Origin of the sequence: Streptomyces sp. NPDC005962 (genome assembly GCF_040629205.1) — a bacterium.
Lineage (GTDB): Bacteria > Actinomycetota > Actinomycetes > Streptomycetales > Streptomycetaceae > Streptomyces.
This window is the reverse complement of record NZ_JBEXVE010000039.1, coordinates 31,445-57,353: the sequence shown is the minus strand read 5'-3', so window position 1 is coordinate 57,353 and position 25,909 is coordinate 31,445. Positions and strand designations below refer to the sequence as shown.

23 protein-coding genes, 4 tRNA genes and 2 pseudogenes are annotated in these 25,909 nt (G+C 71.0%); 12 read left to right on the top strand and 17 right to left on the bottom strand.

What is annotated here, in order from left to right:
- Positions 1-10: 10 nt before the first annotated feature.
- From ABZ370_RS39350 to ABZ370_RS39330, 5 genes are all read right to left on the bottom strand, one after another.
- Positions 11-1,090, bottom strand: coding sequence for a right-handed parallel beta-helix repeat-containing protein (locus ABZ370_RS39350; protein ID WP_358631742.1), 1,080 nt, complete (start codon positions 1,088-1,090; stop codon positions 11-13).
- 204 nt (positions 1,091-1,294) lie between these two features.
- Positions 1,295-1,367 (bottom strand) — tRNA-Lys (locus ABZ370_RS39345).
- A 107-nt stretch (positions 1,368-1,474) separates the two neighbouring features.
- Positions 1,475-3,796, bottom strand: a complete 2,322-nt coding sequence (locus ABZ370_RS39340) for a DEAD/DEAH box helicase (RefSeq protein WP_358631739.1) — start codon at positions 3,794-3,796, stop codon at positions 1,475-1,477.
- Between the two features lie 261 nt (positions 3,797-4,057).
- Positions 4,058-4,615 (bottom strand): hypothetical protein, encoded by a 558-nt coding sequence (locus ABZ370_RS39335; RefSeq protein ID WP_358631736.1) that lies wholly within the window; start codon positions 4,613-4,615, stop codon positions 4,058-4,060.
- A gap of 166 nt (positions 4,616-4,781) precedes the next feature.
- Entirely contained in the window at positions 4,782-5,132 is a 351-nt protein-coding gene (locus ABZ370_RS39330; RefSeq protein ID WP_358631733.1) for a metallopeptidase family protein, read from the bottom strand.
- Positions 5,133-5,204: 72 nt separating this feature from the next.
- Between ABZ370_RS39330 and ABZ370_RS39325 the strand changes: the two are divergent.
- Positions 5,205-5,801, top strand: a pseudogene (locus ABZ370_RS39325) (hypothetical protein); the annotation flags it as partial.
- A 45-nt stretch (positions 5,802-5,846) separates the two neighbouring features.
- Here the strand turns inward: ABZ370_RS39325 and ABZ370_RS39320 are convergent.
- A pseudogene (locus tag ABZ370_RS39320) lies at positions 5,847-6,056 on the bottom strand (hypothetical protein); the annotation flags it as partial.
- Between the two features lie 535 nt (positions 6,057-6,591).
- Here ABZ370_RS39320 and ABZ370_RS39315 point away from each other — a divergent pair.
- Together ABZ370_RS39315 and ABZ370_RS39310 are read left to right on the top strand one after the other, a co-directional pair.
- Positions 6,592-6,720 carry a hypothetical protein gene (locus ABZ370_RS39315; protein ID WP_358631839.1) on the top strand — a complete coding sequence of 43 codons (129 nt, stop codon included), beginning with the start codon at positions 6,592-6,594 and terminating at the stop codon, positions 6,718-6,720.
- 81 nt (positions 6,721-6,801) lie between these two features.
- Positions 6,802-6,874: transfer RNA gene (locus ABZ370_RS39310), tRNA-Glu, on the top strand.
- Between the two features lie 71 nt (positions 6,875-6,945).
- Here the strand turns inward: ABZ370_RS39310 and ABZ370_RS39305 are convergent.
- Positions 6,946-10,044, bottom strand: a complete 3,099-nt coding sequence (locus tag ABZ370_RS39305) for a glycoside hydrolase family 2 TIM barrel-domain containing protein (RefSeq protein WP_358631828.1) — start codon at positions 10,042-10,044, stop codon at positions 6,946-6,948.
- Positions 10,045-10,299: 255 nt separating this feature from the next.
- Here ABZ370_RS39305 and ABZ370_RS39300 point away from each other — a divergent pair, with 255 nt between their 5' ends.
- The 8 genes from ABZ370_RS39300 to ABZ370_RS39265 all read left to right on the top strand — a co-directional run bounded on the left by ABZ370_RS39300 (position 10,300) and on the right by ABZ370_RS39265 (position 17,401).
- Complete coding sequence (locus ABZ370_RS39300; RefSeq protein WP_358631731.1) at positions 10,300-11,631, top strand: sugar ABC transporter substrate-binding protein; 1,332 nt, start codon at positions 10,300-10,302, stop codon at positions 11,629-11,631.
- A 203-nt stretch (positions 11,632-11,834) separates the two neighbouring features.
- Positions 11,835-12,731: a sugar ABC transporter permease gene (locus ABZ370_RS39295; protein WP_358631825.1), complete on the top strand. Its 897-nt coding sequence runs from the start codon at positions 11,835-11,837 to the stop codon at positions 12,729-12,731.
- 113 nt (positions 12,732-12,844) lie between these two features.
- Positions 12,845-13,651, top strand: a complete 807-nt coding sequence (locus ABZ370_RS39290) for a carbohydrate ABC transporter permease (protein WP_358631822.1) — start codon at positions 12,845-12,847, stop codon at positions 13,649-13,651.
- Positions 13,652-13,833: 182 nt separating this feature from the next.
- Entirely contained in the window at positions 13,834-14,733 is a 900-nt protein-coding gene (locus tag ABZ370_RS39285; protein WP_358631728.1) for a 5-dehydro-4-deoxyglucarate dehydratase, read from the top strand.
- Complete coding sequence (locus tag ABZ370_RS39280; protein ID WP_358631726.1) at positions 14,730-15,974, top strand: glucarate dehydratase family protein; 1,245 nt, start codon at positions 14,730-14,732, stop codon at positions 15,972-15,974. The genes ABZ370_RS39285 and ABZ370_RS39280 overlap by 4 nt, the downstream gene beginning before the upstream one ends.
- Complete coding sequence (locus ABZ370_RS39275) at positions 15,968-17,110, top strand: hypothetical protein (RefSeq protein ID WP_358631723.1); 1,143 nt, start codon at positions 15,968-15,970, stop codon at positions 17,108-17,110. Before ABZ370_RS39280 ends, ABZ370_RS39275 begins: the two co-directional genes overlap by 7 nt.
- Positions 17,111-17,248: 138 nt before the next feature.
- A tRNA-Asp gene (locus tag ABZ370_RS39270) sits at positions 17,249-17,323 on the top strand.
- A gap of 4 nt (positions 17,324-17,327) precedes the next feature.
- Positions 17,328-17,401, top strand: a tRNA-Phe gene (locus ABZ370_RS39265).
- Positions 17,402-17,569: 168 nt separating this feature from the next.
- Here the strand turns inward: ABZ370_RS39265 and ABZ370_RS39260 are convergent.
- The 5 genes from ABZ370_RS39260 to ABZ370_RS39240 all read right to left on the bottom strand — a co-directional run bounded on the left by ABZ370_RS39260 (position 17,570) and on the right by ABZ370_RS39240 (position 21,414).
- On the bottom strand, positions 17,570-18,049 hold the full coding sequence (locus tag ABZ370_RS39260; RefSeq protein ID WP_358631720.1) for a site-specific integrase: 480 nt from the start codon (positions 18,047-18,049) through the stop codon (positions 17,570-17,572).
- A gap of 161 nt (positions 18,050-18,210) precedes the next feature.
- A complete protein-coding gene (locus tag ABZ370_RS39255; RefSeq protein ID WP_358631717.1) occupies positions 18,211-18,549 on the bottom strand; it encodes a MerR family transcriptional regulator in 339 nt (112 codons plus the stop codon).
- A 903-nt stretch (positions 18,550-19,452) separates the two neighbouring features.
- Complete coding sequence (locus ABZ370_RS39250) at positions 19,453-19,650, bottom strand: hypothetical protein (RefSeq protein ID WP_358631714.1); 198 nt, start codon at positions 19,648-19,650, stop codon at positions 19,453-19,455.
- Positions 19,650-20,012 carry a hypothetical protein gene (locus ABZ370_RS39245; RefSeq protein WP_358631819.1) on the bottom strand — a complete coding sequence of 121 codons (363 nt, stop codon included), beginning with the start codon at positions 20,010-20,012 and terminating at the stop codon, positions 19,650-19,652. Before ABZ370_RS39245 ends, ABZ370_RS39250 begins: the two co-directional genes overlap by 1 nt.
- Positions 20,013-20,163: 151 nt before the next feature.
- The gene (locus ABZ370_RS39240) at positions 20,164-21,414 is read right to left on the bottom strand and encodes a helix-turn-helix transcriptional regulator (protein WP_358631711.1); all 1,251 of its coding nucleotides are present in this window, start codon (positions 21,412-21,414) and stop codon (positions 20,164-20,166) included.
- A gap of 602 nt (positions 21,415-22,016) precedes the next feature.
- On the opposite strand from ABZ370_RS39240, the gene ABZ370_RS39235 reads away from it, so the two are divergent.
- A complete protein-coding gene (locus ABZ370_RS39235) occupies positions 22,017-22,931 on the top strand; it encodes a YHYH protein (protein WP_358631708.1) in 915 nt (304 codons plus the stop codon).
- A 104-nt stretch (positions 22,932-23,035) separates the two neighbouring features.
- Here the strand turns inward: ABZ370_RS39235 and ABZ370_RS39230 are convergent, their stop codons facing one another.
- The 5 genes from ABZ370_RS39230 to ABZ370_RS39210 form a co-directional block, all read right to left on the bottom strand.
- Entirely contained in the window at positions 23,036-23,395 is a 360-nt protein-coding gene (locus tag ABZ370_RS39230; protein WP_358631705.1) for a hypothetical protein, read from the bottom strand.
- Positions 23,395-24,162: a DUF6232 family protein gene (locus tag ABZ370_RS39225; RefSeq protein ID WP_358631702.1), complete on the bottom strand. Its 768-nt coding sequence runs from the start codon at positions 24,160-24,162 to the stop codon at positions 23,395-23,397. Before ABZ370_RS39225 ends, ABZ370_RS39230 begins: the two co-directional genes overlap by 1 nt.
- Positions 24,163-24,331: 169 nt before the next feature.
- Positions 24,332-24,724, bottom strand: coding sequence for a hypothetical protein (locus tag ABZ370_RS39220; protein ID WP_358631699.1), 393 nt, complete (start codon positions 24,722-24,724; stop codon positions 24,332-24,334).
- A gap of 200 nt (positions 24,725-24,924) precedes the next feature.
- Entirely contained in the window at positions 24,925-25,335 is a 411-nt protein-coding gene (locus ABZ370_RS39215) for a PIN domain-containing protein (RefSeq protein WP_358631696.1), read from the bottom strand.
- On the bottom strand, positions 25,332-25,553 hold the full coding sequence (locus tag ABZ370_RS39210) for a type II toxin-antitoxin system VapB family antitoxin (RefSeq protein ID WP_358631693.1): 222 nt from the start codon (positions 25,551-25,553) through the stop codon (positions 25,332-25,334). The genes ABZ370_RS39215 and ABZ370_RS39210 overlap by 4 nt, the downstream gene beginning before the upstream one ends.
- Positions 25,554-25,909 lie beyond the last annotated feature (356 nt).

The window sequence follows — 25,909 nt, the reverse complement described above, 5'->3', positions numbered from 1 at the left end:
CCGGTAATTCTCACCCGCTACAGCCGGCGAGGGCCGGTACGCAGTTGTTCGGGTTGTTTCCGGAGACCGTGGTGGCGATGAGCGACACCGCACCGCCGTTTAGGAAGATACCGCCACCCTGACCGCCATTGGCCGTGTTATTGGCGACATTGCTTCCGACGAATTGGGTATTCCCCGACTGGTTGAAAAGTCCGCCACCGTTCAGCGCGGCGGTATTACCGGATACCGTCGTGGCCTGCACGTTCAGGGTGCTTCCGAAATTCGCGATTCCGCCGCCGAAGCTGCCGGACGTATTTCCGGTGATCCGTCCGCCGCTGAAGGTGAGATCTCCGGTGGACGTCCAGATACCGCCCCCCTCGAAGTTGACCGTGTGGTTGCCCTGGAGCGTCACGGCGCTCAGGAGGGAATGGCCCCAGCTCACGATGGCACCGCCGGTGTTCTGCGCGGCGTTGCCCGCGAACGTGCTGCTGCTGACGGTCAGCGAGGCCCCCGTACCGCTGTGAAGGCCGCCGCCGTCCCCGGCGGTGTTGCCCGAGACCTCGCTCCCGGACAGGGCGGCCGTGGCGCCCGGGGCGACATCGATGCCGCCGCCCAGACCGCTCGCCGCATTGCCGGTGACGGTGCTCTGTTGCAGCGTCAGCTTGCCCGCGTCGAGGATGCCCGCCCCGTCCACGGCCTTCCCGTTGGACACGGTGATGCCGCTGAGAGTCAGGTTCCCGCCGGGCGCGACCTCCGCGATACGGAAGTCCGGTGCCGAGGCGCTGCGTCTGATGGCCGCTCCGGTGCCGGTGATCGTCACGTTCCCGGTGATGACCGGCAGCCCGTCGGGACCGTTGGCGCCCGTCGTCGCCACCGAGGTGAGGGTGTACACGCACCCGGCGGTCAGGGCGACGGTCCCGCCCGCGGCCGCCTGGCCCACCGCGGTGACCAGCGCCGCCTCATCCCCACAGGGCACAGTCGCCTGGGGCGAAGCGTCACCGTCCGCGCCGGTCCCCCCTCCCTCGGCCGACGCCGGAGCGGCAGCGCCCCACGCCAAGAGCGCCAGCACCATGACGGGGAGAGTTCCGCGGATGGTAGTCACGAGTCGCACGAGGGTCTCCTTACGCGTTTTCCTGGGAGAGCGAGCAGGCTCAGCCTGTGCGGCCAGGTCCCGTTCGGCATCCGCTCGGGCGCCGGGCGTGCATCCGCTCGAGCGCCGGGCGTGTGACCGCCGATCGGCCGCGCACAGAGCGGCCGAAGCCCCCAGAAAAACGACGAAACCGCAGGCCAGCGATGCTGCCTGCGGTTTCACGGGTGGGTCATCAGGGGCTCGAACCCTGAACCAATGGATTAAAAGTCCACTGCTCTGCCAATTGAGCTAATGACCCGCACCCCCGCAGCATAGCCCGGCCACGGGGTCCGCCCCGAGACAATATCGTCCCGGGTCGAAAGCCCGTGCAACCGCGGGGGGTTGCACGGGCCTCATCGGCGTCGGTCAGCCGTTGCGCTTCCAGCGCGGCTTGTCGGTGCGGCGGTCGTGGGCACGGCCGCCGGCGTTACCACCGGCGTTGCCACCGGCGCTGCCGCCGCGGTGGTCGTCACGGCGCGCCGGGCGGTCGTCGCGGCGGTCGCGGTTGAAGGGGCGGTCCCCGCCGCGGTGGTTGTGCTCGCGGCGCTCGAAGGAGCGGCCACCGGAGGGACGGTCGTCGCGGCGGTCGCGGTTGAAGCCACCACGGTCGTCACGACGCTCGAACGAACGGCCACCGGACGGACGGTCGTCCCGACGGTCGCGGTTGAACCCACCACGGTCATCCCGACGGTCCCGGCCACCCGACGGACGGTCGTCACGGCGGTCGCGGTTGAACCCACCACGGTCATCGCGACGCTCGAACGAACGGCCACCGGACGGACGGTCGTCCCGACGGTCCCGGCTGAAGCCACCACGGTCATCCCGACGGTCCCGGCCACCGGAGGGACGGTCGTCACGGCGGTCGCGGTTGAACCCACCACGGTCATCGCGACGCTCGAAGGAGCGGCCACCGCGGTCGTTGTCCCGGCGGTCCCGGCGGTCGAAGTTGCCGCGGTCGTCACGGCGGTCACCGGACGGGGCCGCGGACTCGGCCGAACGCTGCGCGGGGACGAACGGAACGGCGTCCCCGGCGGTCCCGTCCGCCGCCGCGCCCGGCGCCTCGGCACCGGCCGTGGACTCGGCGCCCGGGGTGTAGGTCTCGCCGCGCTCGCGCGCCGCGCGGGCCGCCAGCCGCTCGGCCTCCTCGCGCAGCTCGGTCGCGCGCCGCTGCACCTTCTCCAGCTCCCGGGTGAGGTCCTGTGCCTCGCGCTCGGCCTGCTTGGCCGCGTTCCCGGCCGCCTCGGCCTGCACCTCGGTGAGCGAACGGGCACCGGTGATAAGGGCCACGTCCTCGTCGAAGACGCCCGCCCCGCCGACGATGTGACGGGAGGCGTCGACGCCCGCGTCCTCCATCAGCCGGAAGATCTGCCGCCGCTGGTGCGGCAGGGCCAGCGACACGACGGTGCCGCTCTGGCCCGCCCGCGCCGTACGGCCGGAGCGGTGCAGGTAGTCCTTGTGGTCACCGGCCGGGTCCACGTTGAGCACCAGGTCGATGCCGTCGACGTGGATGCCGCGGGCGGCGACGTCGGTGGCGACGAGCACCTGGACGTAGCCGTCCTTGAAGTCGGCCAGGGTCCGGGTGCGGGCGCCCTGCGTCATGCCGCCGTGCAGCGCGTCGGCGCGCACGCCCGCGTCGCACAGCTGCTCGGCGACCCGGTCGCAGCCCAGCTGGGTGCGGACGAAGATGATGGTGCGGCCCTTGCGCGCCGCGATGGCGGCGGTGACCGGCGCCTTGTCCTTCGGCTTCACCACGAGCACGTGGTGGGTCATCGTGGTGACCGCGCCCTGAGCCGAGTCGACCTCGTGGGTGACCGGGTCGACGAGGTAGCGCTTGACCAGGCTGTCGATCTCGTTCTCCAGCGTCGCGGAGAACAGCAGCCGCTGGCCGCCGGACGGCACCAGGTCGAGGATCTCGGTGACCTCGGGCAGGAAGCCCATGTCGGCCATCTGGTCGGCCTCGTCGAGGACGGCGACCTGGACCTTGTCGAGGGTCGCGGCGCCGCGGTCGATGATGTCGCGCAGCCGGCCCGGGGTGGCGACCAGGATGTCCACGCCCCGCTCCAGCGCGTAGATCTGATTGCCCATCGAGGTGCCGCCGCAGACCACCTTGAGCTTGAGGCCGAGGACGTCGCCGTACGGCTGCAGCGCGTCGCTCACCTGCATCGCCAGCTCGCGGGTCGGGGTCAGGATGAGACCCCGGGGGCGCTTCTTCTCGGTGTGGCCGCCGGCCAGCGTGGTCAGCAGCGGAAGACCGAACGAGAGGGTCTTGCCGGAGCCGGTACGGCCGCGGCCGAGGATGTCCTTCCCGGCCATGGCGTCGGGGATGGTCGCGGCCTGGATCGGGAAGGGCGTGGTGACGCCGTTCTGCGCGAGCTTGCGGACGATCTGCTCGGGGAGGCCGAGTTCGGCGAAGGTGATTTCGGGGCCCTTGGAGGTCTCGGGGGTGCTCTGCTCGGCGTCGTCGGCGTCAGCCGCGTCGACTGCCGCGTCTGCTGCGTCTACTACGTCAGCCGCGTCTGTCGCGTCTGCCGCGTTGTCCGCGGGGACGTCGGCGCCGGGCTCGGCGGGGGCAGTGGTGGGCTCGGCGCGCTCGGCCTGCTGGAGCTGCTCGACCGGCTGGGGCTGGTCCCCGGGGTCGCCCTGCTCGTCGGTGGCGGGCATGACGGCGTGATCAGTGGAAACGGACATGCGAAATGCGAAACCTTCCGGAGTCTCGGCACGCGCCCAAACTCCGTGTTTTCGCAAACGACCGCCTCTATGCGGTCAGCCACGGGATGGCAAGGAACGCGCCTCGCGGCGCACTTCAATGAGGCGCCGGGCAAATGGGATCAAACGATCTACCACCATACGCACCCCCACCCCCCAAGAGCAAATTCGCTCCCCCAACCGGCCGCACCCGCCTCCCGTGTCCCTTGTCACACGGCGCGCCACGCCCCGCGTTCGCCCCCGCTATCCCGCGGGTTCCGCGGGCGCCGAGGCGGGCGGGGAGGCCGGTTCCGACGGGGTGGGCTTGGGGTCGGGCGCGCTCGGCGGCGGGCTCGACGGACGCGGCTCCGGCGCGGCCTCGGACGGGGCGGGCGCGCCCGGCTCCGGCGGCGGGGAGGGTGCCGGGCGGTGTGCCCCGGAGCCGTGCTTCCCGGCCGAGGGCGAGGGCTCCGCGCCGGGTTCCGCGGCGGCGGACGCCGTCGGCGAACGGCGCTCGCCGTCCTTGCGCTTGTGGCCCTTGGCGTCCCGCGCAGCCTCCGTGTACGTATGCCCGCGGCCGTCCGTACGCACCACCACCCTGCCGCCGGGCTCCGCCGCTCCGCCGCGCTTGCCGGAGCCGCCGCGGTGCTTGTCGGGCTTCCCGGGGTCGTCGGAGATGCTCATGCAGCCGCCCAGGGCCAGGGCCCCGGCCACCAGGGTCACCACCACGGCACTCCGCGCCGAGACGCGGGGGCCGCGCGAGGCGCGGGGCGCGTCGGTCCGGGGGGAAGGGTCGGTGCGAGGAGCGGGGGTTCCAGACATGCGTGGGACACCTCCAGGCCGCAGGGTTGTGACGCAGTACCCAACTGGCCCCGCACCCCTTAGGACACGCGTGCGGCGTAACCCGTGCGCCCGAAGCGAACGCGCACCCCTCGCGGCCTCGCCTGTGCTCTCCCGCGCGGCCTCCCTCGCGACCTCCCTTGCGACCTCACCCGTAGCCGAGTGCGTGCAGCCGTTCGTCGTCGATGCCGAAGTGGTGCGCGATCTCGTGCACCACGGTCACCTCGGTCTCCTGGACGACGTCCTCCCGGGTCTCGCTCATGCGCAGCGTCGGCCCCCGGTAGACGGTGATCCGGTCGGGCAGGACGCCCGCGTACCACTCGCCGCGGTCGGTGAGCGGCGTCCCCTCGTAGAGCCCCAGCAGCTCGGGGTCGCCGGCCGGTGGTTCGTCCTCCACGAACACCGCGACGTTGTCCATCAGCCGCGTCAGCTCCGGCGGGATACGGTCCAGCGCCTCGGCCACCAGTTCCTCGAACTCCTCGCGCGTCATCTCCAGCACGTGGCCATTGTCGGACAGCCGGGCCCGGAAGGGGACGGTCCGCGCCCGGGAATGGCGGCCGGTCGGCCGGGAATGGCCCGTCGGACGCCCGGGAATGCCGGTCGGGCGGCCGGGAATACGCGCCCCGTGGCGCGCGAACCGCTCCCCCTCGCCCCGGCCGCCGAGCGGCCACGGCCGTTGGTCCGCGCCGCCGGGCTGGCCGCGGTGACCCTCCTCGGGGCCTGGATGGGGCTGCTGGTCGTCGGGAGCGTCCACGCCTCGGTGGGCCCGATGGACACCCGGATGGCGCTCCGGCCGTCCCTCACCGGCGGCACCGAGATCAACGTCTCACCGCTCGGCGCCCTGGAACTCCGCAGCCACCACGCCCCGCTCCGCCTCGACGTCGACGTGAACCGGCTCGACCCCATCCGGTCCGCGGCGCTGGTCGACCACCCCGAGCGGCTGTCCGGGCTGCAGGACGAAGTGGCGGACGACGTCGTCCGCGGCACCCGGGACCTGGCGGTGCGCTCCTGCGCGGCCGTCGTCTTCGGCGCCACCGCGCTGGGCCTGGCCGTCTACCGCCGCCCGCGGCGGGCGCTGGCCGCGGGCGGCCTCGCGCTGGGGCTGCTGGCCGCGTCCGGCGGCGCCGCGTACGCGACCTGGAACCCGGACTCGGTGCTGGAGCCACGCTGAACCGGCCTCCGGCCTCGGCGCCCCCTATGTATGGGTATGCGGCAATTGGCGGGTGTTCCGGTCCAGGTAGAGGACCGACGCCTGGACCGTGTCGGGCTCCGCGTCGTCCACCGCGCGCAGCCCGCTGCCGCCCGTCGAGCCCTCCGTCATCAGCCGGGTGCCGCCGGGCAGCACCTCCGTCCGGCGGTGGTGGACATGACCGGTGAGGGCGAGGGGGACCGTGCTGTCGGTCTCCCGGGCGGCGAGGGGGTTGGCAGTTGCTCGCGGGAGGCTGTGCACGAGGTCGAGTTAGCTCGATCGTGTGATGGCGGGCTCGTGGGCTTGCGGTTTCGTGGGTCGGGCGGGTTAGCGTGCTTGTGCGATCTGGGACGCTAGTACGGCGCCAGTGTGCGGGGCCCCTGCTCCACCAGAGGATGGTTCGGGGCCTCCCCGTCGCCCATGGCCGTACCACCTGGCCAGGTCGCGCAGGGAACTGGCCTCCCGGGCCCGGACCACGCACAGGATGCGTGTCGCCGCCCCGGGGCTGAGTACGCCGGGGACCAGTGCGCCCAAGACCGTTCGGGGCGTGCGGCTGATCGGGCTCACCCCTGCTCAGTCCTATGGAACGGTTGTGGGCGACGGCGATGTCCACGGGCGCGCCCGCCACCTTCCGGGGCCGGATGGCGTCGGGCAGCGCCCGGCCCGCCCGGTGCTCGGCGGCGTCACTGGCCCACGGCGGCGGAGCGGTCCGGGGCGAACTGGGGGCGCCGACGCCCGCGATCCGCAGGCCCCGACGGCGTGGATGCCCTTGCGGCCAGCCAGGTGGCGCTGCGTCGAGATAGATCTGGGCGGGCTCGGGCTCGCCAAGGCCGAGGTCAGCCGCCATCTGCCGGCCGAGAACCGGCCCGGCGCGACGGCGTCGCCGACCGCTCCGTAAACCGTTTTGGCGAACCCCACCGGCATCCCATATGCTTCTCGCGCCCCCGAAAGCGCCGACAGGCGCCCAGGTGGGCCATCGGCCCTCATCGTCTAGTGGCCCAGGACGCCGCCCTTTCAAGGCGGTAGCACGGGTTCGAATCCCGTTGGGGGCACCCACATCGTTTTGGTGCGAAGGCCGCGTCTCGTCTGACGAGACGCGGCCTTCGTGCTGTGTGCGTCGCGTTCAGCGCGGCAGGGTGAAGCCGACGCCGAACCGCGTCCGGGTGGCCTTCAGCTCGTACGGGGCGAGGACGCCCGGGCCGCAGGACGCGGTGCCGATCCCGTGCCGGGCCGCGTCCAGGTCGAGGTGGAGCACCTCGCCCGGGGAGAGGTCGGCCGGGTGGCGGGCGGCCTCCAGCTGCTCGGTGGTCCAGCGGCGCGCGGTGAGCGCGAAGGCGGGGCGGCCCTCGACGCGCAGCCCGCCGCCGTCCGGGCCGCGCAGCTCGGCCCAGCGGACGTCGCCGCGGCTGCCGTTCTCCTGCGGGAAGACGTACGGCGTCTGGAATTCGTCCACGGTCGTCGCCCAGCCGCCGATGCGCGCCGCGCGCCGGGTGTCCGGGTACGACTCGCCGGGGCCGCTGCCGTACCACTCGATCCAGTCGAGCGGCGCCCGTATGCCCATGGCCAGCCCGAGCCGCGGCAGCGGGCAGGGCCACTCGCCGTCCGGGGTGATGTCGACGGCGAGGTCGAGCCGGGTGCCGTCGCCGGTCCGTTCGCCGGTCCGTTCGCTGGTCCGTTCGCTGGTCCGTTCGCTGGTCCAGCGGTAGCTGACCGTGAGACCGAAGAAGCCGCCGGGCGGTGCCACCCGCGCCGTGACCACCAGCGACTCGCCGTCCACTGTGACGCCGTCGCAGCGGTGCCGCATCCGGTCCAGGGCGTGGCGGCGCCACTGCGCGGCGAGGGACTTCACCTCGTCCGGGCCCCGGTCGTTGTCGGTGGTGGCGCGCCAGACGTTCAGCCGGGGCGGGACGGCGATGTGCAGGCCGTGGAGGGTGCGGAGGCTGCCGTCGAGGGGTTCGAAGGTGGCCGGGCCGAGGGTGATGGCCCCGGCGCCGTCGGTGCCGTCGGTGCTGGGGGTTCCGTCGGTGCTGGGGGCGCTGGTGGTTCCGGGGGTTCGTACGGGGGTGATGCGCGCCCCGGGCGTACGCGTCACGGCGGGTCCCCGGGCGCGCGCCTGGCCCCACGCCACCTCATGGCCCGCGGGCGCCCAGGCGGTGTCGGCCGCCAGGACGGCCCGTACCGTCCACCACTCCTCGCCGTCACCGTCATCCTCCGCCACGGACCCGGCCTCCGGCAGCGGCACCTCGGCCGACTGCCCGGGGGCGAGTGGCGGTACGTCGAGGACGCCCTCGGCCACCCGGCGCCCCTCCACCTCGCGTGACCAGCCGAAGGCGATCCCGGTCAGGTCGATGACGTCGTACTTGTTGGTGACGCGGACGGTGCGGGCGGCCGCGTCCACGCAGATGCCGACCGGCTCGACGACCTTCTGGTACTCCAGCAGCCCCGGGGACGGCGTCCGGTCGGGGAAGAGCAGGCCGTCCGCGCAGAAGTTGCCGTCGTGCAGCGGCTCGCCGAAGTCGCCGCCGTACGCGAAGTACGGCCGCCCGGCGGCGTCCCGGGCGCGCAGCCCGTGGTCGATCCACTCCCAGACGAAGCCGCCCTGGAGCCGTTCGTACGTCTCGAACAGCCGCTGGTACTCGGTGAGGCCGCCCGGTCCGTTGCCCATCGCGTGCGCGTACTCGCACTGGATGAACGGCATGGCACGGCGGCGGGCGTCGAGCCGGGGGTCGTCCAGCGGCTTCTCGGCGCGGCGGCCGATCGCCTCGACCTCCTCGTGGGAGGCGTACATCCGGCTGTAGACGTCGGTGTGCTCGCAGGACCAGTCGCCCTCGTAGTGGATCAGGCGGTCCGGGTCGCGGTCCCGGATGTGGCGGGACATGGCGGCCAGGTTGCGGCCGGTGCCGGACTCGTTGCCCAGCGACCACATGATCACGCTGGGGTGGTTCTTGTCCCGCTCGACCATCCGGGCGGCCCGGTCGATCAGTGCCTCCTCCCAGGCCGGGTCGTCGGCGGGGTTGCCGCGCCAGCCGCCGTAGATGAAGCCGTGGGTCTCCAGGTCGGCCTCGTCGATCACCCACAGCCCGAACTCGTCGCACAGGTCGAGGAAGGCGGGGTCCGGCGGGTAGTGGCTGGTGCGGACGGCGTTGATGTTGTGCCGCTTCATCAGCAGCACGTCCTCGCGCTGGGTGGCGTACGGGACGGCGCGGCCGTGGTCGGGGTGGAACTCGTGGCGGTTGACGCCGCGCAGCAGCAGCGGCCGCCCGTTGACCGTGATCACCCCGTCCTCGACGGCGACGGTGCGGAAGCCCAGGCGCAGCGGGACGCGCTCGCCGTCGGTCGCGAGCCGCGCCTCGTACAGCCGGGGCGCCTCGGCGGACCAGGGCTGGACGCCGGGGACGGTCGCGGTCTCGCCCGTCGCGAGGGTCAGGCCCAGCTCGGGGACGGTGACGAGGCCGGAAGGGGTGTCGGGGCTCGTGTCCACGCGCAGCGTGCCGTGGCCGGTGCGGTGGTCGTATCCGGCGTGCACGAAGACGTCGTGGACGGCGGCCTCGGGCCGGTGGAGGAGCGAGACGCCGCGGAAGATCCCGGCCAGCCACCACATGTCCTGGTCCTCGACGTAGCTGCCGGAGGACCACTGGTGGACGCGTACGGAGAGCACGTTGCCGCGGCGCAGCAGATGGGGGCCGGTGTCGAACTCATGGGGCAGCCGACTGCCCTTGGCCGTGCCCAGCTCCCGGCCGTTGAGGCGGACCCGGTAGCAGGACTCGACGCCGTCGAAGCGCAGCAGGGTGCGGCCGTCGTCCGGCCCCGGCCAGTCGTCGGGGAGGTCGAAGACGAGGCGGTGGTCGCCGGTCGGGTTTTCGTTGGGGACGCGGGGCGGGTCGACCGGGAAGGGGTAACGGATGTTGGTGTACTGCGGGGCGCCGTGGCCGTGCAGGGCCCAGTGGGAGGGGACGGGCAGCGGCTCCCAGGCCCCGCTGTCCTCGTCTGCTTCGGCCGCCGCGTCTGCTTCGGTCGCCTCGGCCGTGTCTGCCGCCTCCGCGTGGGCCACGGTGGGGAAGAGCCGGAAGCGCCACTCGCCGTTCAGGGACAGGGTGCGCGCGTCGGAGCGGAAGGCGGCGCGGGGGGCGAGTGCTCCGATGCCGGGCGAGGGGTCCTCGTAGTACGCGAGCGTGGCTCGATTTGAGCGTCGTCGGAGTCCGATGACTGACCTCCGGAGCAGGCTGCCGCTGAGACGGCGAGACGGGCGTACGTCCGGGACGGTCCGCCCGGACGCGTGTTGATCATTGTCGGGAAGCGTCCCGACGACAGGAGAGATGCCCTGTTCAGGCAGGGATATGGAGGTGATGGTTCCGGCTTAGCAAACAACACAACACAGAGTGAAACAAGTATTGACAGTCACCCCGGAGCGCTCTAGCGTCCCGCCATCTGGTTCGTAAACATAACCAGTGTTCATCTATGCGAACGGGCGGTGGCCATGTTCAGACACTCAGCCACAACGAGGCGACTGGCCCCACTGGCATGCGCGGCACTCGCCGGTTCCCTCGTCGCCGGGTGCGGCGCGAGCACCAGCGGCAGCGGCGGCGGCAGCGCCAAGGGCCCGCTGGAGGTGTGGACCCGCAGCGACGCCGTGGACGCGAAGGCCTACAAGAGGATATTCGCCGCCTTCACCAAGAAAACCGGCATCAAGGTCGACTACAAGCCCGTCGTCGACTTCGACAAGCTCCTCCAGCAGCGCGCCGCCTCCAAGAACCTGCCCGACGTCACCGTCAACGACATGGGAAGCCTGGGGAACTACCAGTCCCAGGGGCTGCTCCAGCCCATCGACAAGAAGGCCCTCGCGGGCACCTCCGACATCACCGGAACCGCCTGGTCCGGTGCGGTCGGCACCGACGGCAAGGTCTACGGCATTCCGTTCTCCCGCCAGGCCCAGGGGATGTTCGTCCGCAAGGACTGGCTGAAGAAGGTGGGCATGAAGGCCCCCAAGACCTGGGCCGAGCTGCTCGACGTCGCCAAGGCGTTCACCGACAAGGACCCGGACGGCAACGGCAAGAACGACACCTACGGCCTCCTCGTCCCCGGCTCCACCAACAACGGCTACCTCGCCTGGTTCGCCTCCAACTTCATCTGGCAGGGCGGCGGCGACATCGTCGCCTCGCGCGGCGGCGGCAAGTACCAGGCGGTCGCCGACTCCGCCGCGAACGTCAAGACCGTCAGCTGGCTCAAGGGGCTGTACTGCTCCAGCAAGGTCACCCAGCCGGGCTCGCTCACGATGACCACCGGCGACTCCTACCCCTTCTTCACCCAGGGCAAGGTCGGCATCTCGCTCACCGGCCCGTATGAGTTCCCGCTCTTCGACAAGACGCCGGGCAAGGACAAGCTGGAGGTCATCCCCGCGCCCAAGGGCCCGGACGGCAACACCGTGCTGGCCGAGGGCGAGAACGTCTATCTGATGGCCGGTTCCAAGAAGTCCGCGCAGCAGCGCAAGCTCGCCGAGTTCCTGATCAGCCCCCAGGCACAGAAGCTCGGCATGACCGCCCCCGACGCCCCCGTCGTCCGGCTGTCGGTCAATACCAAGGTGGACTCCGGCAAGGTCTACAACGACCCGCGGTGGAAGATCTTCTCGGACGCGTACGCGCACGACTCCAAGCCCTTCCCGTCCGCGATCAACTACCAGCCCATCCGCCAGGACACCGCCGAGTCGCTGAACAAGCTCTTCGCCACCTGCGGCTCCAACGTCAAGAGCGGGCTGGGCGAGCTGAACTCCACCCTTGAGCAGGAGCTGAAGTCCCAAGGGGTGGCCAAGTGACCCAGCCCCTGGGCCACTCGGGGACCACCCCGGCGGCCGCGGCTGCCCCGAGCGTCGCGGCTGCCCCGGGGGTCGCGTCCGCCTCGGGGGTCGCGTCCGCCTCGGGGGGCGCGTCCGCCGCCTCCGTCTCCCGGACCGCGGCCGCCGAGCCGCGGTCCGGCGGGCGACGCCGGGCCGCCGCCCGCGGTGAGCCCGCCGGGGCGGTGAAGCGGGGGCCGCACGGCCGCCGCTTCACCCCCGCGGCGTGGGTCCCCTGGCTGTTCGTGGCCCCCGCCCTGCTCCTCTTCGTCGTCTTCAAGTACCTGCCCATGGCCAAGGGCGTGCAGCTGAGCTTCTACGACGTGCGGCCGTTCCTCGGCAACCTGTGGGTGGGCCTCGCCAACTACCGGGCGGTCTTCGGCGATCCGCAGTTCCAGGCCGCGCTGGGCCACACCGTGCTGCTGGCGGTCGGCGGAACCATCGGCTCCGTCATCGTCGGCTTCGTCCTGGCCCTGCTCCTCGAAGGCCCGGCGCGCTCCCTGTGGTTCATGCGCTCCGCTGTCTTCCTGCCGGTCGTCACCGCCACCGCCGTCGTCGGCGAGATCTGGCGGCTGCTCTACTACCCGACCAGCACCGGCTTCCTCAACACCGTCCTCGGCTTCCTCGGCATCGGCCCGCTGCACTACCTCGACCACACCGGTTCCGCCCTCTGGTCCGTCATGGCGGTCGCCATCTGGACCGGCGGCCCCTACAACATGGTGATCGTCCTCGCCGGACTCACCCAGGTCGACCGCGGGCTGTACGAGGCGGCCGCCCTCGACGGGGCGAACACCTGGCAGCGGCTGCGCCACATCACCCTGCCCGCGCTGCGCCCCGTCGTCACGATCCTGCTCACGCTCGCGGCCATCCGCGGCTTCCGCACCTTCACCGAGGTCTACGTCCTCACCGGAGGCGGGCCCGCCGGCTCCACCGACGTCTGGATGACCCGGATCTACCAACTCGGTTTCACCCGGAACGAGATAGGCGTCGCCTCGGCTGCCGCCACGCTGCTGTTCCTGGTCACGGTGTGTCTGACGGTCACGATGCAGTGGTACCAGCGACGTAAGGAGGCCCGGCCGTGACCCTCTCCCTCGCTTCCAGGCAGCGCCGCGGCGGCCGCTCCGGCGGCGTCGGCGTCTCGCAGAGCGTCGAGACCGCGCTCGGCTGGCGCACCGGCCGCAGCCATCTGCTGAGCATGGCGCTCCGGGCCCTGCTGTGCCTGCTAGGGCTCGCCATCTTCGCCGGGCCGCTGATCGTGCTGTTCTCGGGCGCGTTCGACAACAACCCCGACCCGACGAAGCTGTCCGTCATCCCCAACTCCCCGACGCTGGAGAACTTCAAGGTCGCGGGTGAACGGGACGTCTGGCACTACCTCGCCAACTCGCTGATCGTCGCGGGCGGCGCGCTGCTGCTCCAGGTCAGCGTCAGCGTCTTCGCCGCGTATGCGCTGGCCCGCAAGCGGTTCCGGGGGCGGGCCATCCTGTCGCTGCTCTTCCTGACGACGATGATGCTGCCCGAGGAAGTCATCGCGATCCCCCTCTCACTCGTCCTCGGCGACCTCCCGGTCCTCCATCTGAGCCTCAAGGGCACCCTGCTCGGCATGATCCTGCCGCTCGGCGCCTGGGGATTCTCGATCTTCGTGATGACGGAGTTCATGAAGGAGCTGCCCACGGAGCTGGAGGAGGCGGCCAAGATCGACGGCGCCGGGGAATGGCGCATCTTCTCCCAGGTCGTCCTGCCGCTGTGCCGCCCGGCGCTCGGCGTGATCACCGTCTTCGGCTTCATCATGATCTGGGACCAGTACCTGCTGCCGCTGATCGTCGCCAACGACCCGTCGGACTACACCCTTTCGGTCGCGCTCTCCACGATGCGCAGCGACACGATCGGGCCGGGGCTGGTGCTGGCGGGTTCGCTGCTCGCGCTCATCCCGAGCCTGATCGTCTATCTGCTGCTGCAGCGGTCGCTGATCCGCGGCATGACGGCGGGAGCGCTGAAGGGCTGACGCGTGCGGGCGGACAGATTTCAGCAACGCGCTGACATTTATCGCTGTTTGTCATCTGTCAGCTGATAGCTGCTATCTGTCGTCCGTCATCCGCCGTCTGTCATCCGTCATGTGCCATCTGTCATCCGTCATCCGCCGTCCGATTCCTGTCATCCCCCCACCCCCCACTGATGAGGTTCCGTATGAGACTCACCGGAGTGCTCTTCTTCCCCGTCACGCCCTTCGCCGCGGACGGCACCGTCGACGAGAAGACCCTCGCCACCCACATCGAGCAGGGCGTCGCCGCAGGTCCGGGCGGGGTGTTCATCGCCTGCGGCACCGGTGAGTTCCACAGCCTGGAGCCCGGCGAGTACGAGCGCGTCGTCCGCATCGCCGTCGAGGTCACCGACGGCCGCGCCCCCGTCTACGCGGGCGCGGGCGGACCGGTCCCGCTGGCCGCCCAGTTCGCGCGCGCCGCCGAGCGGGCCGGTGCGGACGGGCTGCTCCTGTTGCCCCCGTACCTGGTCACCTTCCCGCCCGAAGGCCTGGTCCGCTACGTCGAACAGGTCACCGCCGCCACCCGGCTGCCCCTGATCGTCTACCAGCGCGGCAACGCCGTCTTCACCCCCGAGACCGCCGCCCGCGTCGCGTCCCTCCCTGGTGTCACCGGCTTCAAGGACGGCACCGGCGACCTCGACCTGATGCAGCGCATCGTGCTCACCGTGCGCTCCGCGGTCGGCGAGGACTTCCAGTTCTTCAACGGCATGCCCACCGCCGAGATGACCGTGCCCGCCTACCGGGCCGTCGGCGTGGACCTCTACTCCTCCGCGGTGTTCTGCTTCGCCCCCGAGGTCTCCCTCGCCTTCCACCGGGCGGTCGGCTCCGGCGACAAAGCGGCGGCGGAACGGCTGCTGGCCGAGTTCTTCCAGCCCCTGGTCACCCTGCGGGACAAGGTCCCCGGCTACTCCATCTCTTTGATCAAGGCGGCGGTACGGCTGCGTGGGCTGGACGTCGGCGGGGTACGACCGCCGCTGGTGGACCCGAGCGAGGAACACCTCGCCGAACTTCAAAAGATCATCGACTCCGGACTAGGACTGGTGTGACCACACGTATGCGCATCAAGGACCTGGTGATCACCCCGATCGCCTTCCGCGACCCGCCCCTGCTCAACGCGGACGGCGTCCATGAGCCATGGGCGCTGCGCAGCATCGTGCAGTTGGTGACGGAGGACGGGGTGACCGGCCTGGGCGAGACGTTCGGCGACACCCTCCACCTGGAACGGCTTGCCGCGCTGCGTCCCCATCTGGCGGGCCTGAGCGTGTACGCGCTGGGCGAGCTGTACGAGAAGGCGGCGGCGCTCTTCGACCACGCGGGCGGCGAGATCTCCTCCTTCGACCTCGGCCGGGTGCACGCCGCCGTCGAGGTCGCCTGCCTCGACGTCCAGGGCAAGCTGGCCGACCGCCCGGTGAGCGATCTGCTCGGCGGCGCGGTCCGGGAATCCGTCCCGTACAGCGCGTACCTCTTCTACAAGTGGGCCGGGCACCCGGACGCGGAGGAGGACGAGTGGGGCGCGGCGCTCGACCCCGAGGGCGTCGTGGCGCAGGCCCGCCGCATGATCGACCGGTACGGCTTCGGCTCGATCAAGCTCAAGGGCGGCGTCTTCCCGCCCGACCAGGAGATCGCCGCCATCCACGCCCTCCGCGAGGCGTTCCCCGACCACCCGCTGCGCCTCGATCCGAACACCGCCTGGACGCACGAGACCTCCCTCGAAGTCGCCCGGGCCCTGGACGGCGTCCTCGAATACCTGGAGGACCCGACCGGCGGCATCCCCGGCATGGCGCGGGTCGCCGCCGAGTCCCCGCTCCCGCTGGCCACCAACATGTGCGTCGTCGCCTTCGACCACATCCCCCCGGCCGTCGCGCAGGGCGCGGTGCAGGTCGTCCTCGGCGACCACCACTACTGGGGCGGGCTCACCCGCACCCGCCACCTGGGCACCCTCTGCGACACCTTCGGCCTCGGCATGTCCATGCACTCCAACTCCCACCTGGGCATCAGCCTCGCCGCCATGACCCACCTCGCCGCCGCGACCCCCAACCTGACGTACGCCTGCGACACCCACTACCCGTGGAGCGCCCAGGACGACGTGGTGCGGCCGGGCGCGCTGACCTTCGTGGACGGCGCGATCCCCGTCCCCACCGGCCCGGGCCTCGGCGTCGAACTGGACGAGGACGTCCTCGCCCGGCTGCACGAGAACTACCTGACCTGCGGGCTGCGGAAGCGGGACGACACGGGCTACATGCGGCGGGTCAACCCGGACTTCACAGCGGGCCTGCCCCGATGGTGACGGCCACGGCGTACGTCTACCCCTGGGACGTGGTCGGCGACCCGGCCGCCGCCGAGCGCATCGCGGCCCTGGGGGTGGACGCGGTGGCCCTGGCCGCCGCGTACCACTCCGTACGGGCCGCCACCCCGTTCCACCCCGCGCACCGGGTGGTCGACGCGCACCACGCCGCGCTGTACCTCCCGGTGCGGGACGCGGCGTGGTCCGAGTCCCGCCTGGTCCCGGGCGCCCCTGGCTGGATGCCGGGCCCGGACGCGTTCCTGGAGGCCCGCGACGCGCTGCGCGCCGTCGGCCTCCCCGTCCACGCCTGGACGGTCCTCACCCACAACACCCGCCTCGGCCGCGCCCACCCCGACCTCGCCGTACGCAACGCCTTCGGCGACCCGTACCCGTACGCCCTGTGCCCCTCGTCCGCCGAGGTCCGCGCCTACTGCGCCACGCTGGTGCGGGAGGTCGTGGCGCTGGGCGAGCCGGACGGCCTGGTCCTGGAGGCGTGCGGCCCCCTGGGTCTGGGGCATGGCGGCCACCACGAGAAGACGGAGGGCGCGGACTGGGACGCGTCCGCGCACCGCCTGCTGTCGTGGTGCTTCTGCGCCGCCTGCCTGGCCCGCTACGAGGCGGCGGGCCTGGACCCCCACCGCCTCCGCCACCAGGTACGGCGGGCCGTGGACGGGAATACCCCCCTACCCCCCACCCTGATGTCGACCCTGCGCGAGATCCGCACCACCCTGACCGCGGACCTGCGCCGCGAGGTGCTGGACACCGCATCCGCCCCCATCCCCGTCACCCTGCACGCGAGCGCGGACCCGTGGGCCACGGGCCCCTTCGCGACCATCGCCGACGCCCCCGCCCCGCCCGTGGACACCCTGGTCGCCTCCGCCTGGACCAACGCCGACCAAGGCGCCGCGGCCCTCACCGCGCTGCGCCCCCTGGCCGCCCGGACCACCCGTCTCGCCGCCTACGTCCCGGCCCTCCCACCCCGCCCGGCGGACCCGGAGGCCCTCGCCGCCGAGTGGACCACCTGCCTGGCAGCCGGCGCGGACGAGCTGCACCTCTACCACGCGGGCCTCGCCTCCCGGGCCCGTCTGACCGCCATCCGCACGGCTCTCGACGCGGTCAGGACACGGTCTGAGGTCTGATACGCTGATCCAGCGACATCGACGCGGGGAAAAGCCAAAAACCTCCGCCGAGAAGATCGCAGGCAGTACGACTCCCCGACGGAAACTCGTTAGGCCCGTACGCCGCCCTGTGCGAGACTCGTTCTCGCACACACGCAAGGTCCTGTGGAGCAGTTTGGAGTGCTCGCCACCCTGTCAAGGTGGAGGCCGCGGGTTCAAATCCCGTCAGGACCGCTGCGGCTGGGTAGCTCAGTTGGTACGAGCGTCCGCCTGAAAAGCGGAAGGTCGCCGGTTCGACCCCGGCCCCAGCCACTGCCGCAGAACAGCAAAAAGGCCCCGACGGGTTCGCCCGTCGGGGCCTTTTTCGTGCTCACTACGCCAACGCTTACGCCAACGGAGGTCCTGGGCCCGTAGCTCCGTGATCTTCGCGTGAACTTCCTCGCGAGTCTTGCCGTAGACGGGGTGCCGGTAAGAACGCTGTCACCAGCCGCAAACGGCGAAGGTCACCTCCGGCGACGTGCGAGCGGGATCGCGTTCGGCGACGTGTCGGGCGACCGCGTCGACGCCGGGGCGGGCGTACCGCCCCAGGGAGCGGACCGAGGCGTGGCGGGAACGGCCCAGCAGCATCGGGGTGGAGGTGCCGTCCTCAGCGTCGTGTGTCAGGGCACTGTGCCGGAGTCGGTGAATGCCCACCCGTCCAGGTCCTCGATGTCCTCGGGTGAGGCGAGGGTTGGCCAGCAGCCGGGTGTTCTCCTCGAAGATCTCCTCAGCCCGGCGGTAGGAGAGCCGGGCCCGGCCGGTTTCCGGACACACGTCTAACGTCGGCGTCCCGGCGGGGGCCTTGCGGCCGGTGAGGAACAGCGGGCCGCAGGTACGGCGGCCGATGAGGCGGGGCAGTAGCTGGGCGGTGCCGGACTTCCAGCGCCGGGGAGGGTTGGACGACGGTGCACGGCCGCGCACCCTGCGGGGAGAGGCCGCCGCAGCCCCGGCGTGACACCCGGGCTCCGGGCGGGGCCGGAGCCATGGTGAAGCCGACATTGCCCGGGACCCCGAAGCGTCCCGGGCAGTAGGTGCGGGCGCCAGCCGCGAAGCCACCGGGGTAGTTGCAGGTCTTCGCTGTCTCAGGCCGAGGCCGACGGAGCGGATGGCTCGGCGGCGCGACGGTATTCGGCGTTGATGCGCTGGGCTTCTTCGAGCTGGTCTTCGAGGATGATGATGCGACAGGCGGCCTCGATGGGGGTGCCCTGGTCGACGAGTTCCCGGGCGCGGGCGGCGATGCGCAGTTGGTAGCGGGAGTAGCGGCGGTGTCCGCCCTCGGATCGGAGCGGGGTGATGAGGCGGGCTTCGCCGATGGCGCGGAGGAAGCCCTGGGTGGTGCCGAGCATCTCGGCGGCCCGGCCCATGGTGTAGGCGGGGTAGTCGTCGTCGTCGAGACGGCCGAAGGTGTCGTCTGCTGTCATTGCACCTCTCTGTGGAACACGCTTGAGGGGCCCTGGTGTCATACGACACCAGGGCCCCGAAGGAACTGCTACACCATCTGCCGACCCTGGTACTGCGCCGGCGTTCTGTTTCCGCTGACCCGACCGAGATGCTGTCGGGGGTGCGGGGATCGCGGTTGCTTGACCGGAGACCACCTCACTATCGATGTCCTGCGGTACCCGGGCTCAAGACTTCCGCCCGGGCGATCCTGATGGCGCCTGGCTCCTCCGTTTCTTCCCTCTGGGTCAATCACTTACCTACTGCTGGTGATGCGAACTGCTCTGTGACCTGCCGTAGCGCCACTCTTCGGCAGCCAGCCCCGTCGCCCGTCCTGCGTCTGCTCTGGCTTAGCACCCCACTGCCGAACTTCCCGGTGCGCGCGTCCGCAGCCGACGCCTTCACCGAGGTGCTGCTCACTGACTTCACTGCTGGGTACTGCGAACCGCACTTACCGAACTGCGGTACTGCTCACGGCGGCCCCTGATCATTGCGGGCCACCCGGTCCGGTTGTCAGTCCCGTCGCCGTCCTGCACTAACTCTGGCTTCGGAACTCCACCACCGAACCGTCCTGCGAACTGCAACTGCGTGTACTGCTGGCCGGCAGTTCGTCTCTGCCAGGCCCCGTTGATCTCGGCTACGAGAGAAACCATAACCACACCACCGCCCAATGTCTACTCCGGCCGACATAGGTTTCCGCGCGGTCGGTGATGAGGTAATCGACCTCGATCAATGATGGAGGGCGGGCGCAAGCCGGGTTAACGGGCCGCGGGCCGGGCACAAGTTCCGGGCAGATCACTCGCCGGGGGCTTCTTCGTTTCCGGTGAGGGAGCCGCGTCCGGGCTACTGAGCTCACCGAGCTACGGGGCGATGCCCGTACCGTCGCCCTACAGCTCATCGGCCACGCGGCCGAGGCGGTGGTGGGCGAGGAGGCTGCCGTCGAACGGGTCCCGCTGCTGCGGAAAGGTGGGCGCGCAGTCGCGGCAGGCGTAGACGGTGCCGCCGCCCGCACTCGCGCCGTACCCGATCGCGACGACAACCGGCTGCCTGGTGGTCGTTTGGCAGCGGGCGCAGACCTGAGGCATCACCGGGCCGTCACCCCCTGGGCAGGCTCAGCGGCGATCGCCCACACCAGGGCCTCACGGAGCCGGGCCGCATCGGTCAGGTACCGGTCCGGCCCCACCGGAATGCGCCAGTGCAGGCGCGGACCAGCCCTCCAGTCCACAGGCGGTACGCCGACGTACGTGACCTCGGCGCCGTGCGCACCGAGCGCCTGTACCTGCTGCAAGCCTCGCCAGTGCTGGGCATGGCCCGCCGGGATGAGCCAGTACATCAATCCGTAGTCGGCGATGACGGCGCCGGACGCGTCACCGAGTATCACCAGCGCCCGTTCACCGACCTCGGCGGGCGCGCGCAGGACGTCCCAGTAGGGGCCGACCTTGACCATCTCAACGTCGCTGCCGCGCGGCGGCGTCCAGGGAGCGGGCGTTGTGGGTTGCGTTTGCACGGGGTCTCCCGGCGTCCTCAGTGATCAGGTGATGACCGACCGTAGGAGCGCCGGGAGCGGGGTAGGGGCAGGATTACTGCCCCTCGAACGTTCAGGCGGCCAATACGCCGATCTTCACGGCGAGTTCGGCAGCGCGACGGCGATGCGTCGGAGACTTCGACTCGGTCTCCTCGAGGATGATGCGGCGGGCGTAGCCGTTGTACCGGATCGTCTCCGGCGCGGCCTCGTACGCCTTGTCCAGCGTCGCCAGAGCCGCCTCCGGCTGCCCGTCCAGCTGGTAGCCCCTGGCCTCCTCGATCCGGTGCCGGGCTCGCCGCGGCCGCGACGGAATCGTCTTGGCGTCGGCCTTCGCGGCCTGCCGTACGGACTCTCCGCCCGCGTGCAGTTCGACGGCGACCGTGACCGCGTGCGCGCCCATGACGGCCCGGGAGAACGACGTCGCCGGGTGGTAGTAGTCGGCGGGGAGCCGCTTGGCCATCTTGCGGGCGGTGTCCCAGCGGTTCCAGGCGGTGCCGGTGTCCCCACGACGGGCCGCGGTGTACCCGGCCTCGAACTGCAGGGCGCCCGCGATGGCGCGTACGTCGTCCGACGCGTCCGGCAGCAGCGGCGTCAGGTAGCGCAGCGTCTTGAGGGTGACCGCGTCGGCCGCGTCGAAGTGCCCGGGCCCGCTGTCGCGGTGAGCCTGAGCGGTGAGCCAGGCGGCAACGCCGATGGCGTGCGGATCCTCGCTCTCCTGAGCGGCGACCATGCCGCGCTCGGCCGCGCGCCACAGGAGGGCGGAGTCGGGCTGATAGGCGAGGAAGAACTGGCTCAGGCCGTACACCTCGGCAAGCACGGCCTGCGCCGCACGCCGCTCGGGAGCCCGGTCGGCCTGGCGGACCGCGAGCTGCGCATCCTGGATGAGGCCCGGCAGAAGGCCGCCGATCACCTCGCGGTGGTTGGGTGCGGAATGACGGGCGGACCAGGCGCTTGCGAGACGAGCGCTCAGGTGCGCGGCCGAAGGGGCCTCACGGTCGATGTCAAAGAGGAACGCATCGATCGCGTCCCGCACGGCGGGCAGCTTGGCGTGACCGGGGCCGATGAAGAGGTCGACGGGCATGGTCTGGTCGCCCGTGAGCTCACCGAGGTTACGAACACGCAGCACCTCGGCGACACGCAAGATCATGGACAGCCCCGGGGTGTGGAGAGTGCCGTTCTCCACCTGCTTCACCCAACTTGGGGACTTGCCCAGGAGACCGGCGAGGACGGTACGGCTCATGCCTCGACGTGTACGGAGGACCTGCAGGCGCTGGCCGAAGACCAGCGGGTGGTCCATCGAGTCCGGGGTGACATCAGATGGCATGGCCTTGCCCCTCTCTGTCCAGCTCGTCCCCGCCAGGGTATGGGCCAAGGCCCTTGCCATGTGCGGCCGTTCACCCGAGATCACTCGCCGGGGGCTTCTTCGTCTCCGGTGACGCTGCCTCCGTGCTCCATCGCCACCGGGATCAGAGCTGTCGGCCGCCCGAGGCCAGGCCCAGGATGTCGGTGACCGCCGCGCCAAGGCCGCGTGCAGCCGTACCGCGTCGGTCGGGCACCAGTACATCCCACCAGCGGCCCACCGGTAACGCCTCCGCATCGGCATCGTTCGGCGGAGCGGCGCCGGCCAGTGTGCTTCGGCCATGGGCTCACCCGAGCGCCCGTACGTGTCGGCCGGGCGCCGTTGGTCGGGCGTGGTGAGGTGATGCGGACGGCGGGACCGAGCCGGGATCGTCGAGTTGAGGAGCGGCCATGTCTGGCGTGTTCGGCGTGGTCAGATCCGTTGCCGTGGCGGCTGGTGCCGCCTGTGCGCTCATGGGTCCGGCGTTGGCTCCGGCCGACTCCGTAGCCGTGGCGGCGGCCGCGCCTCATCCGGTAAGTGCGGAGGCCACGGACGGGCGGGGTGGGGGTGAGGGCGGAGACGGCACCTTGATCACCCGCCTGCGCACACCCTCCACCGGCACATCGATCGCGTCACCGGGCCGGGACACCCTCTATGCCTGCAAAGGCGGGACCCTCACCCGGCCCGACCGCCCCTGGATCGACGCGCACGGTGTGATCGACGTGCTCAAGCGACCCCTCGTGTCGGGGACCATGCGCTGGCACAAGGAGCTGCGGGTGTGGACGACGGCAGCCAAGAGGCACTTCCGAGGCAACGGCCTCCCGGGCCATGCCACCGGGCGCTTCCCCGTCCAGAAGGGCACCGCTGCCTACAAGTACTACGCGGAGATTCCCTCGCCCGGGTATCCCAGTGCCGCCGCGATCCCCATCAAGCCGTGGAACCTCGACGTCACGGTTCCCCGCGATCCGTCCGTCGCGGCACGGCCTACGTGCATCGACCAGCTCACGACGGGGATGGCTCTGGCGGGCGGCACCTTCCACCTCGAGGTGGCGACCGACGCGGAGGACCGCCCGGTCGACCCGAACGCGGCCCTGCCCCTCGACCGCTGCTGGGGACACCCGTACGAGACCCAGTACCACTACCACGGCCCCTCGCAGACCTGCTTCGGCAAGGCGTCAGGACGGCCGAAGCGAAGCGCCGCCGGGCACTCACCGCTCGTGGGGTACGCCATCGACGGCTTCGGGATCTACGGGCCGCGCGGCGAGGACGGAAAGGTCGTCAGGAACAAGGACCTGGACGTGTGCCACGGCCACACGCACGCGATCACGTGGGACGGCAAGAAGGCCGTCAAGTACCACTACCACCTCAACGGGGAGTACCCGTACTCGATCGGATGCTTCCGGGGGACGCCGGTGACGGTTCCCGGGTCCGGGCACGGCTGGTGCCACCAGTGGAACCGCGGTTCGCCCCTGGTCGCGGCAGGCACGCGCAGGCGCCACTGAGGCACGGGCGACCGATGCTCGCTTCAGCTGACGGCCCCGGCGGCGTACCGCTGCTCCTTGCCGGTGGTGGGGTGCGGGTGGGTCGCCCTCGGCCGGGTGGGTGCTTACTTTGCGCCGATGAGTTCGAGGACCTTGTTGACGGCCTCGACGACCGGTACGCCGAGCGAGCCGATGGTCGCGGCGATGCCCGCGACGGCGAGCAGGGCGCGGTGCCGCTCCTGTGGTGGGACGTCCGCGTCGGCGCGGAGCGCCGGGAGGGAGTCGTCGAGGGCGCCGGCGCTGGCCGGCGGCACCTGGGCGCGCAGTTCCTGGAGCAGGGTGAGGAGCTCGCGGAGGGCCTCTTGGACGGCCTGGGGCTGCTCTTGGGCCGGAGCTACTCGCTTGTCGATGCCGGTGTTGCCCGAGCCGCCGTGCATGGTGACGTGGTCGCCGCTGCCGAAGTAGTAGTGCTGGCCCCCGCTCATCAGCTCGCCATCCCTACGTTGCCGGTGCCGCCGTACATGTTGACGTTGTCTCCGAAGTAGTAGTGCTTGGGGCTGATCTTGATGGTGTCCACCCGCACCTGGAAGTCCGCCTCCGGGTTCTCGATCGCGTCGGCGATCTGGTGGGCCAGCTGCCGCAGTTGGTCCGGTCGCTGGCCGGTCACCACGGCGGTGGAGGGGCCGGAGGTCTCGACGGCCAGGACGAAGTGCGCGGACGCGCCGAGCACCCCCAGCATCTCCACGAGGGAGTAGATCAGCGCCGCGGCCGCGGCCAGCCCGACGAGGACGGAGAGACCGCCGGAGCCACTGCTGTCGCTGCCCCCGAAGCCGCCGTTGGACTCGTCGATCATGGCGGCGAACAGGCCCAGGAGTGTCGTCACCGCCCCGATGATCAGCAGCCGCTTCGCGAAGAGCAGCACGGCGTCCTTGCGCCGGGGATGGATGGTGAGCGTGTACACCCGGGCGAGGTTGCGCAGCGGGTAGTAGGCGTCTCCGATCCAGAGCAGCTGTTTGGTGACCCGCAGGTCGACTCCGATGATCGGCTGCGCCGAGGGCGCGGGTGCCACATCGGGGTACGGATCGGCGGCGGGCGGCGGGGCGGCCGGTGGCTGTGGTGGGGCGGGCGGCGGGGCGGCCGGTGGACCGGCCGGTGGCTGCGGCGGAACGGTGGGTGGTGGCGGGCCTCCGACTCCGGATGCGGCGCCGGAAGGCCGACTCCATGACCGTCCCGTCGAGTCTGCTGATGCCACACGACCCCCCTTTGACCAACCTGCCGAGTAAAGTCCATTCACCTGGTTCAGGCTCGCTGACGCAAGTGGTTTCACCACGAACGGTGTTACCACGGAACGCACTTGAAGGTCCCGACGGGTTCGTCCGTCGGGACCTTTCGCGTGCGTGCGGGGGGCGGCGGCAGGGCGGTCAGGCGTTGGCGCAGATGACGAAAACGCTGATGCCCACGTTGTTGGTGTCGGTCTGGCGGCCCAGGCCGATCCAGCCGGTTCCGTCGTCGGTGGGGAAGCTGCCGACGAGGATCGCGGTGTTGCCGCGTGCCTCGGCGCCGCCGCCGAGGACCTTCTTGCCGTCGGGGCAGTACACCGTGCGGCGCTGGAAGTTGGGGACGTTCGTGTTGGGCAGGGTGACCAGCTCGTACCCGGGCACTCCCTCGCCGGGGTGGGAGCTTTCCTGGGACGTGGGCGCCTCGGCGCCGTAGGAACCGGACTCCTGGGCACCGCCGTCGTGTGCCGCCCACGCGACGCCTGGTGTCAGGGCCATGGCCAATGCACCGGCGGCGATGACGAGCCTTCCACGCATGTCTGTCTTCCTTTCGTCGCGGGTCCCCGGACGAGACCGACGCCGAGAGAAGACCTGACCGGGCGAAGCGGAAAGTAAGGCAGAAAAGTGTGGAAATACCGCTAATGAGGGAAGCGAGAGGAGCGTACGGGTGCGCTGCCCGCGTGCCTGACCCTCGACAGTCCCCAGCGTCAGCGGATCTACTTCCGCGTCGAAGGGAGTCAGGCCAGATCGTGGACGTTGTGCTCGCGCAGGTCGGATGCGTGCCGGGCGACGGCTCGGTAGTCGGCGTCATCATGGAGAACGGTCAGGCCGTGGTGGGCAGCGGTGGCGGCGATGATGAGGTCCACCGCCGAGGCGCTGCGATACTCGCCTGCTTGTGCCATGCGGTGCTGTACGGCGCCAACCCAGCGCCCCGCGTTCTTCGGCACCGACGCGTCGGGGTACAGGTCCGTGAACATCTCCGCGATCTCGTCGTACTCGCGTCGGCTCCGAGCGCTGTACAGGAACTCGGCGCGCTGTGGATAGCAGGACGCCACGGCCTGGGCGTCGATCGCGTCGTACCAAGCCGATTGCAGCTTGGGGTCGCGAAGCAACCGGACGAGGCCGGAGGTGTCGAGCAGGTACATCACTGGGCGCGCTTCTCCGCCTGGTGAAGGTGTTCGGCGTCCTCCACGGCGCCCCAGCCCTGCGCACGCTCGAAGTGCCGACTGATGCGCGCTGCACGCTCCTGCTGTTCAGCGTAGAAGTGGAGCGCGATATTGACCGCTTCCTTCTTGGTCCTGACCTTGGACAGAGCCATCGCCCGTTCCAGCGCGTCATCGTCGATGTCGATCTGGGTCACAGACATGCTGTCCTCCCACGCAATGTTGGCTATGTACATAGGAGCATACGCCACCAACATACACAGGAGGGGGCGGATTCTTCGTCGCCGATGACGCCCATGGCGGCAGTTACCGGGGGGAACTCCTGTTTCAAACGGAGTCGCTGCCACAGAATCGGAAGCCGCGGGCCGTCAGAGGGAGAAGTGGGATGTCACGGGGATGGAAGATCACGCTCATCGTGCTGGCGGCAGGTGTCGTCGGCTGGGTCCTGTGGCCCTGGTTCCTGTACTCCTGGGCGCGCAGGGAATGAGGAGCCGCGAGAGTCGCTGCGCTGCGGCGGGAAGTCCCTGACGAACGGGGTGGGTCGGCAGTCGAACGGGCC

Coding starts and splice junctions, on each gene's coding strand:
- ABZ370_RS39340 (WP_358631739.1), bottom strand. CDS start 3,796: ATGTCCGTTTCCACTGATCACGCCGTCATGCCCGCCACCGACGAGCAG.
- ABZ370_RS39335 (WP_358631736.1), bottom strand. CDS start 4,615: ATGTCTGGAACCCCCGCTCCTCGCACCGACCCTTCCCCCCGGACCGAC.
- ABZ370_RS39300 (WP_358631731.1), top strand. CDS start 10,300: ATGTTCAGACACTCAGCCACAACGAGGCGACTGGCCCCACTGGCATGC.
- ABZ370_RS39290 (WP_358631822.1), top strand. CDS start 12,845: ATGGCGCTCCGGGCCCTGCTGTGCCTGCTAGGGCTCGCCATCTTCGCC.
- ABZ370_RS39285 (WP_358631728.1), top strand. CDS start 13,834: ATGAGACTCACCGGAGTGCTCTTCTTCCCCGTCACGCCCTTCGCCGCG.
- ABZ370_RS39275 (WP_358631723.1), top strand. CDS start 15,968: ATGGTGACGGCCACGGCGTACGTCTACCCCTGGGACGTGGTCGGCGAC.
- ABZ370_RS39255 (WP_358631717.1), bottom strand. CDS start 18,549: ATGACAGCAGACGACACCTTCGGCCGTCTCGACGACGACGACTACCCC.
- ABZ370_RS39250 (WP_358631714.1), bottom strand. CDS start 19,650: ATGCCTCAGGTCTGCGCCCGCTGCCAAACGACCACCAGGCAGCCGGTT.
- ABZ370_RS39245 (WP_358631819.1), bottom strand. CDS start 20,012: ATGGTCAAGGTCGGCCCCTACTGGGACGTCCTGCGCGCGCCCGCCGAG.
- ABZ370_RS39240 (WP_358631711.1), bottom strand. CDS start 21,414: ATGCCATCTGATGTCACCCCGGACTCGATGGACCACCCGCTGGTCTTC.
- ABZ370_RS39230 (WP_358631705.1), bottom strand. CDS start 23,395: ATGAGCGGGGGCCAGCACTACTACTTCGGCAGCGGCGACCACGTCACC.
- ABZ370_RS39220 (WP_358631699.1), bottom strand. CDS start 24,724: ATGCGTGGAAGGCTCGTCATCGCCGCCGGTGCATTGGCCATGGCCCTG.
- ABZ370_RS39210 (WP_358631693.1), bottom strand. CDS start 25,553: ATGTCTGTGACCCAGATCGACATCGACGATGACGCGCTGGAACGGGCG.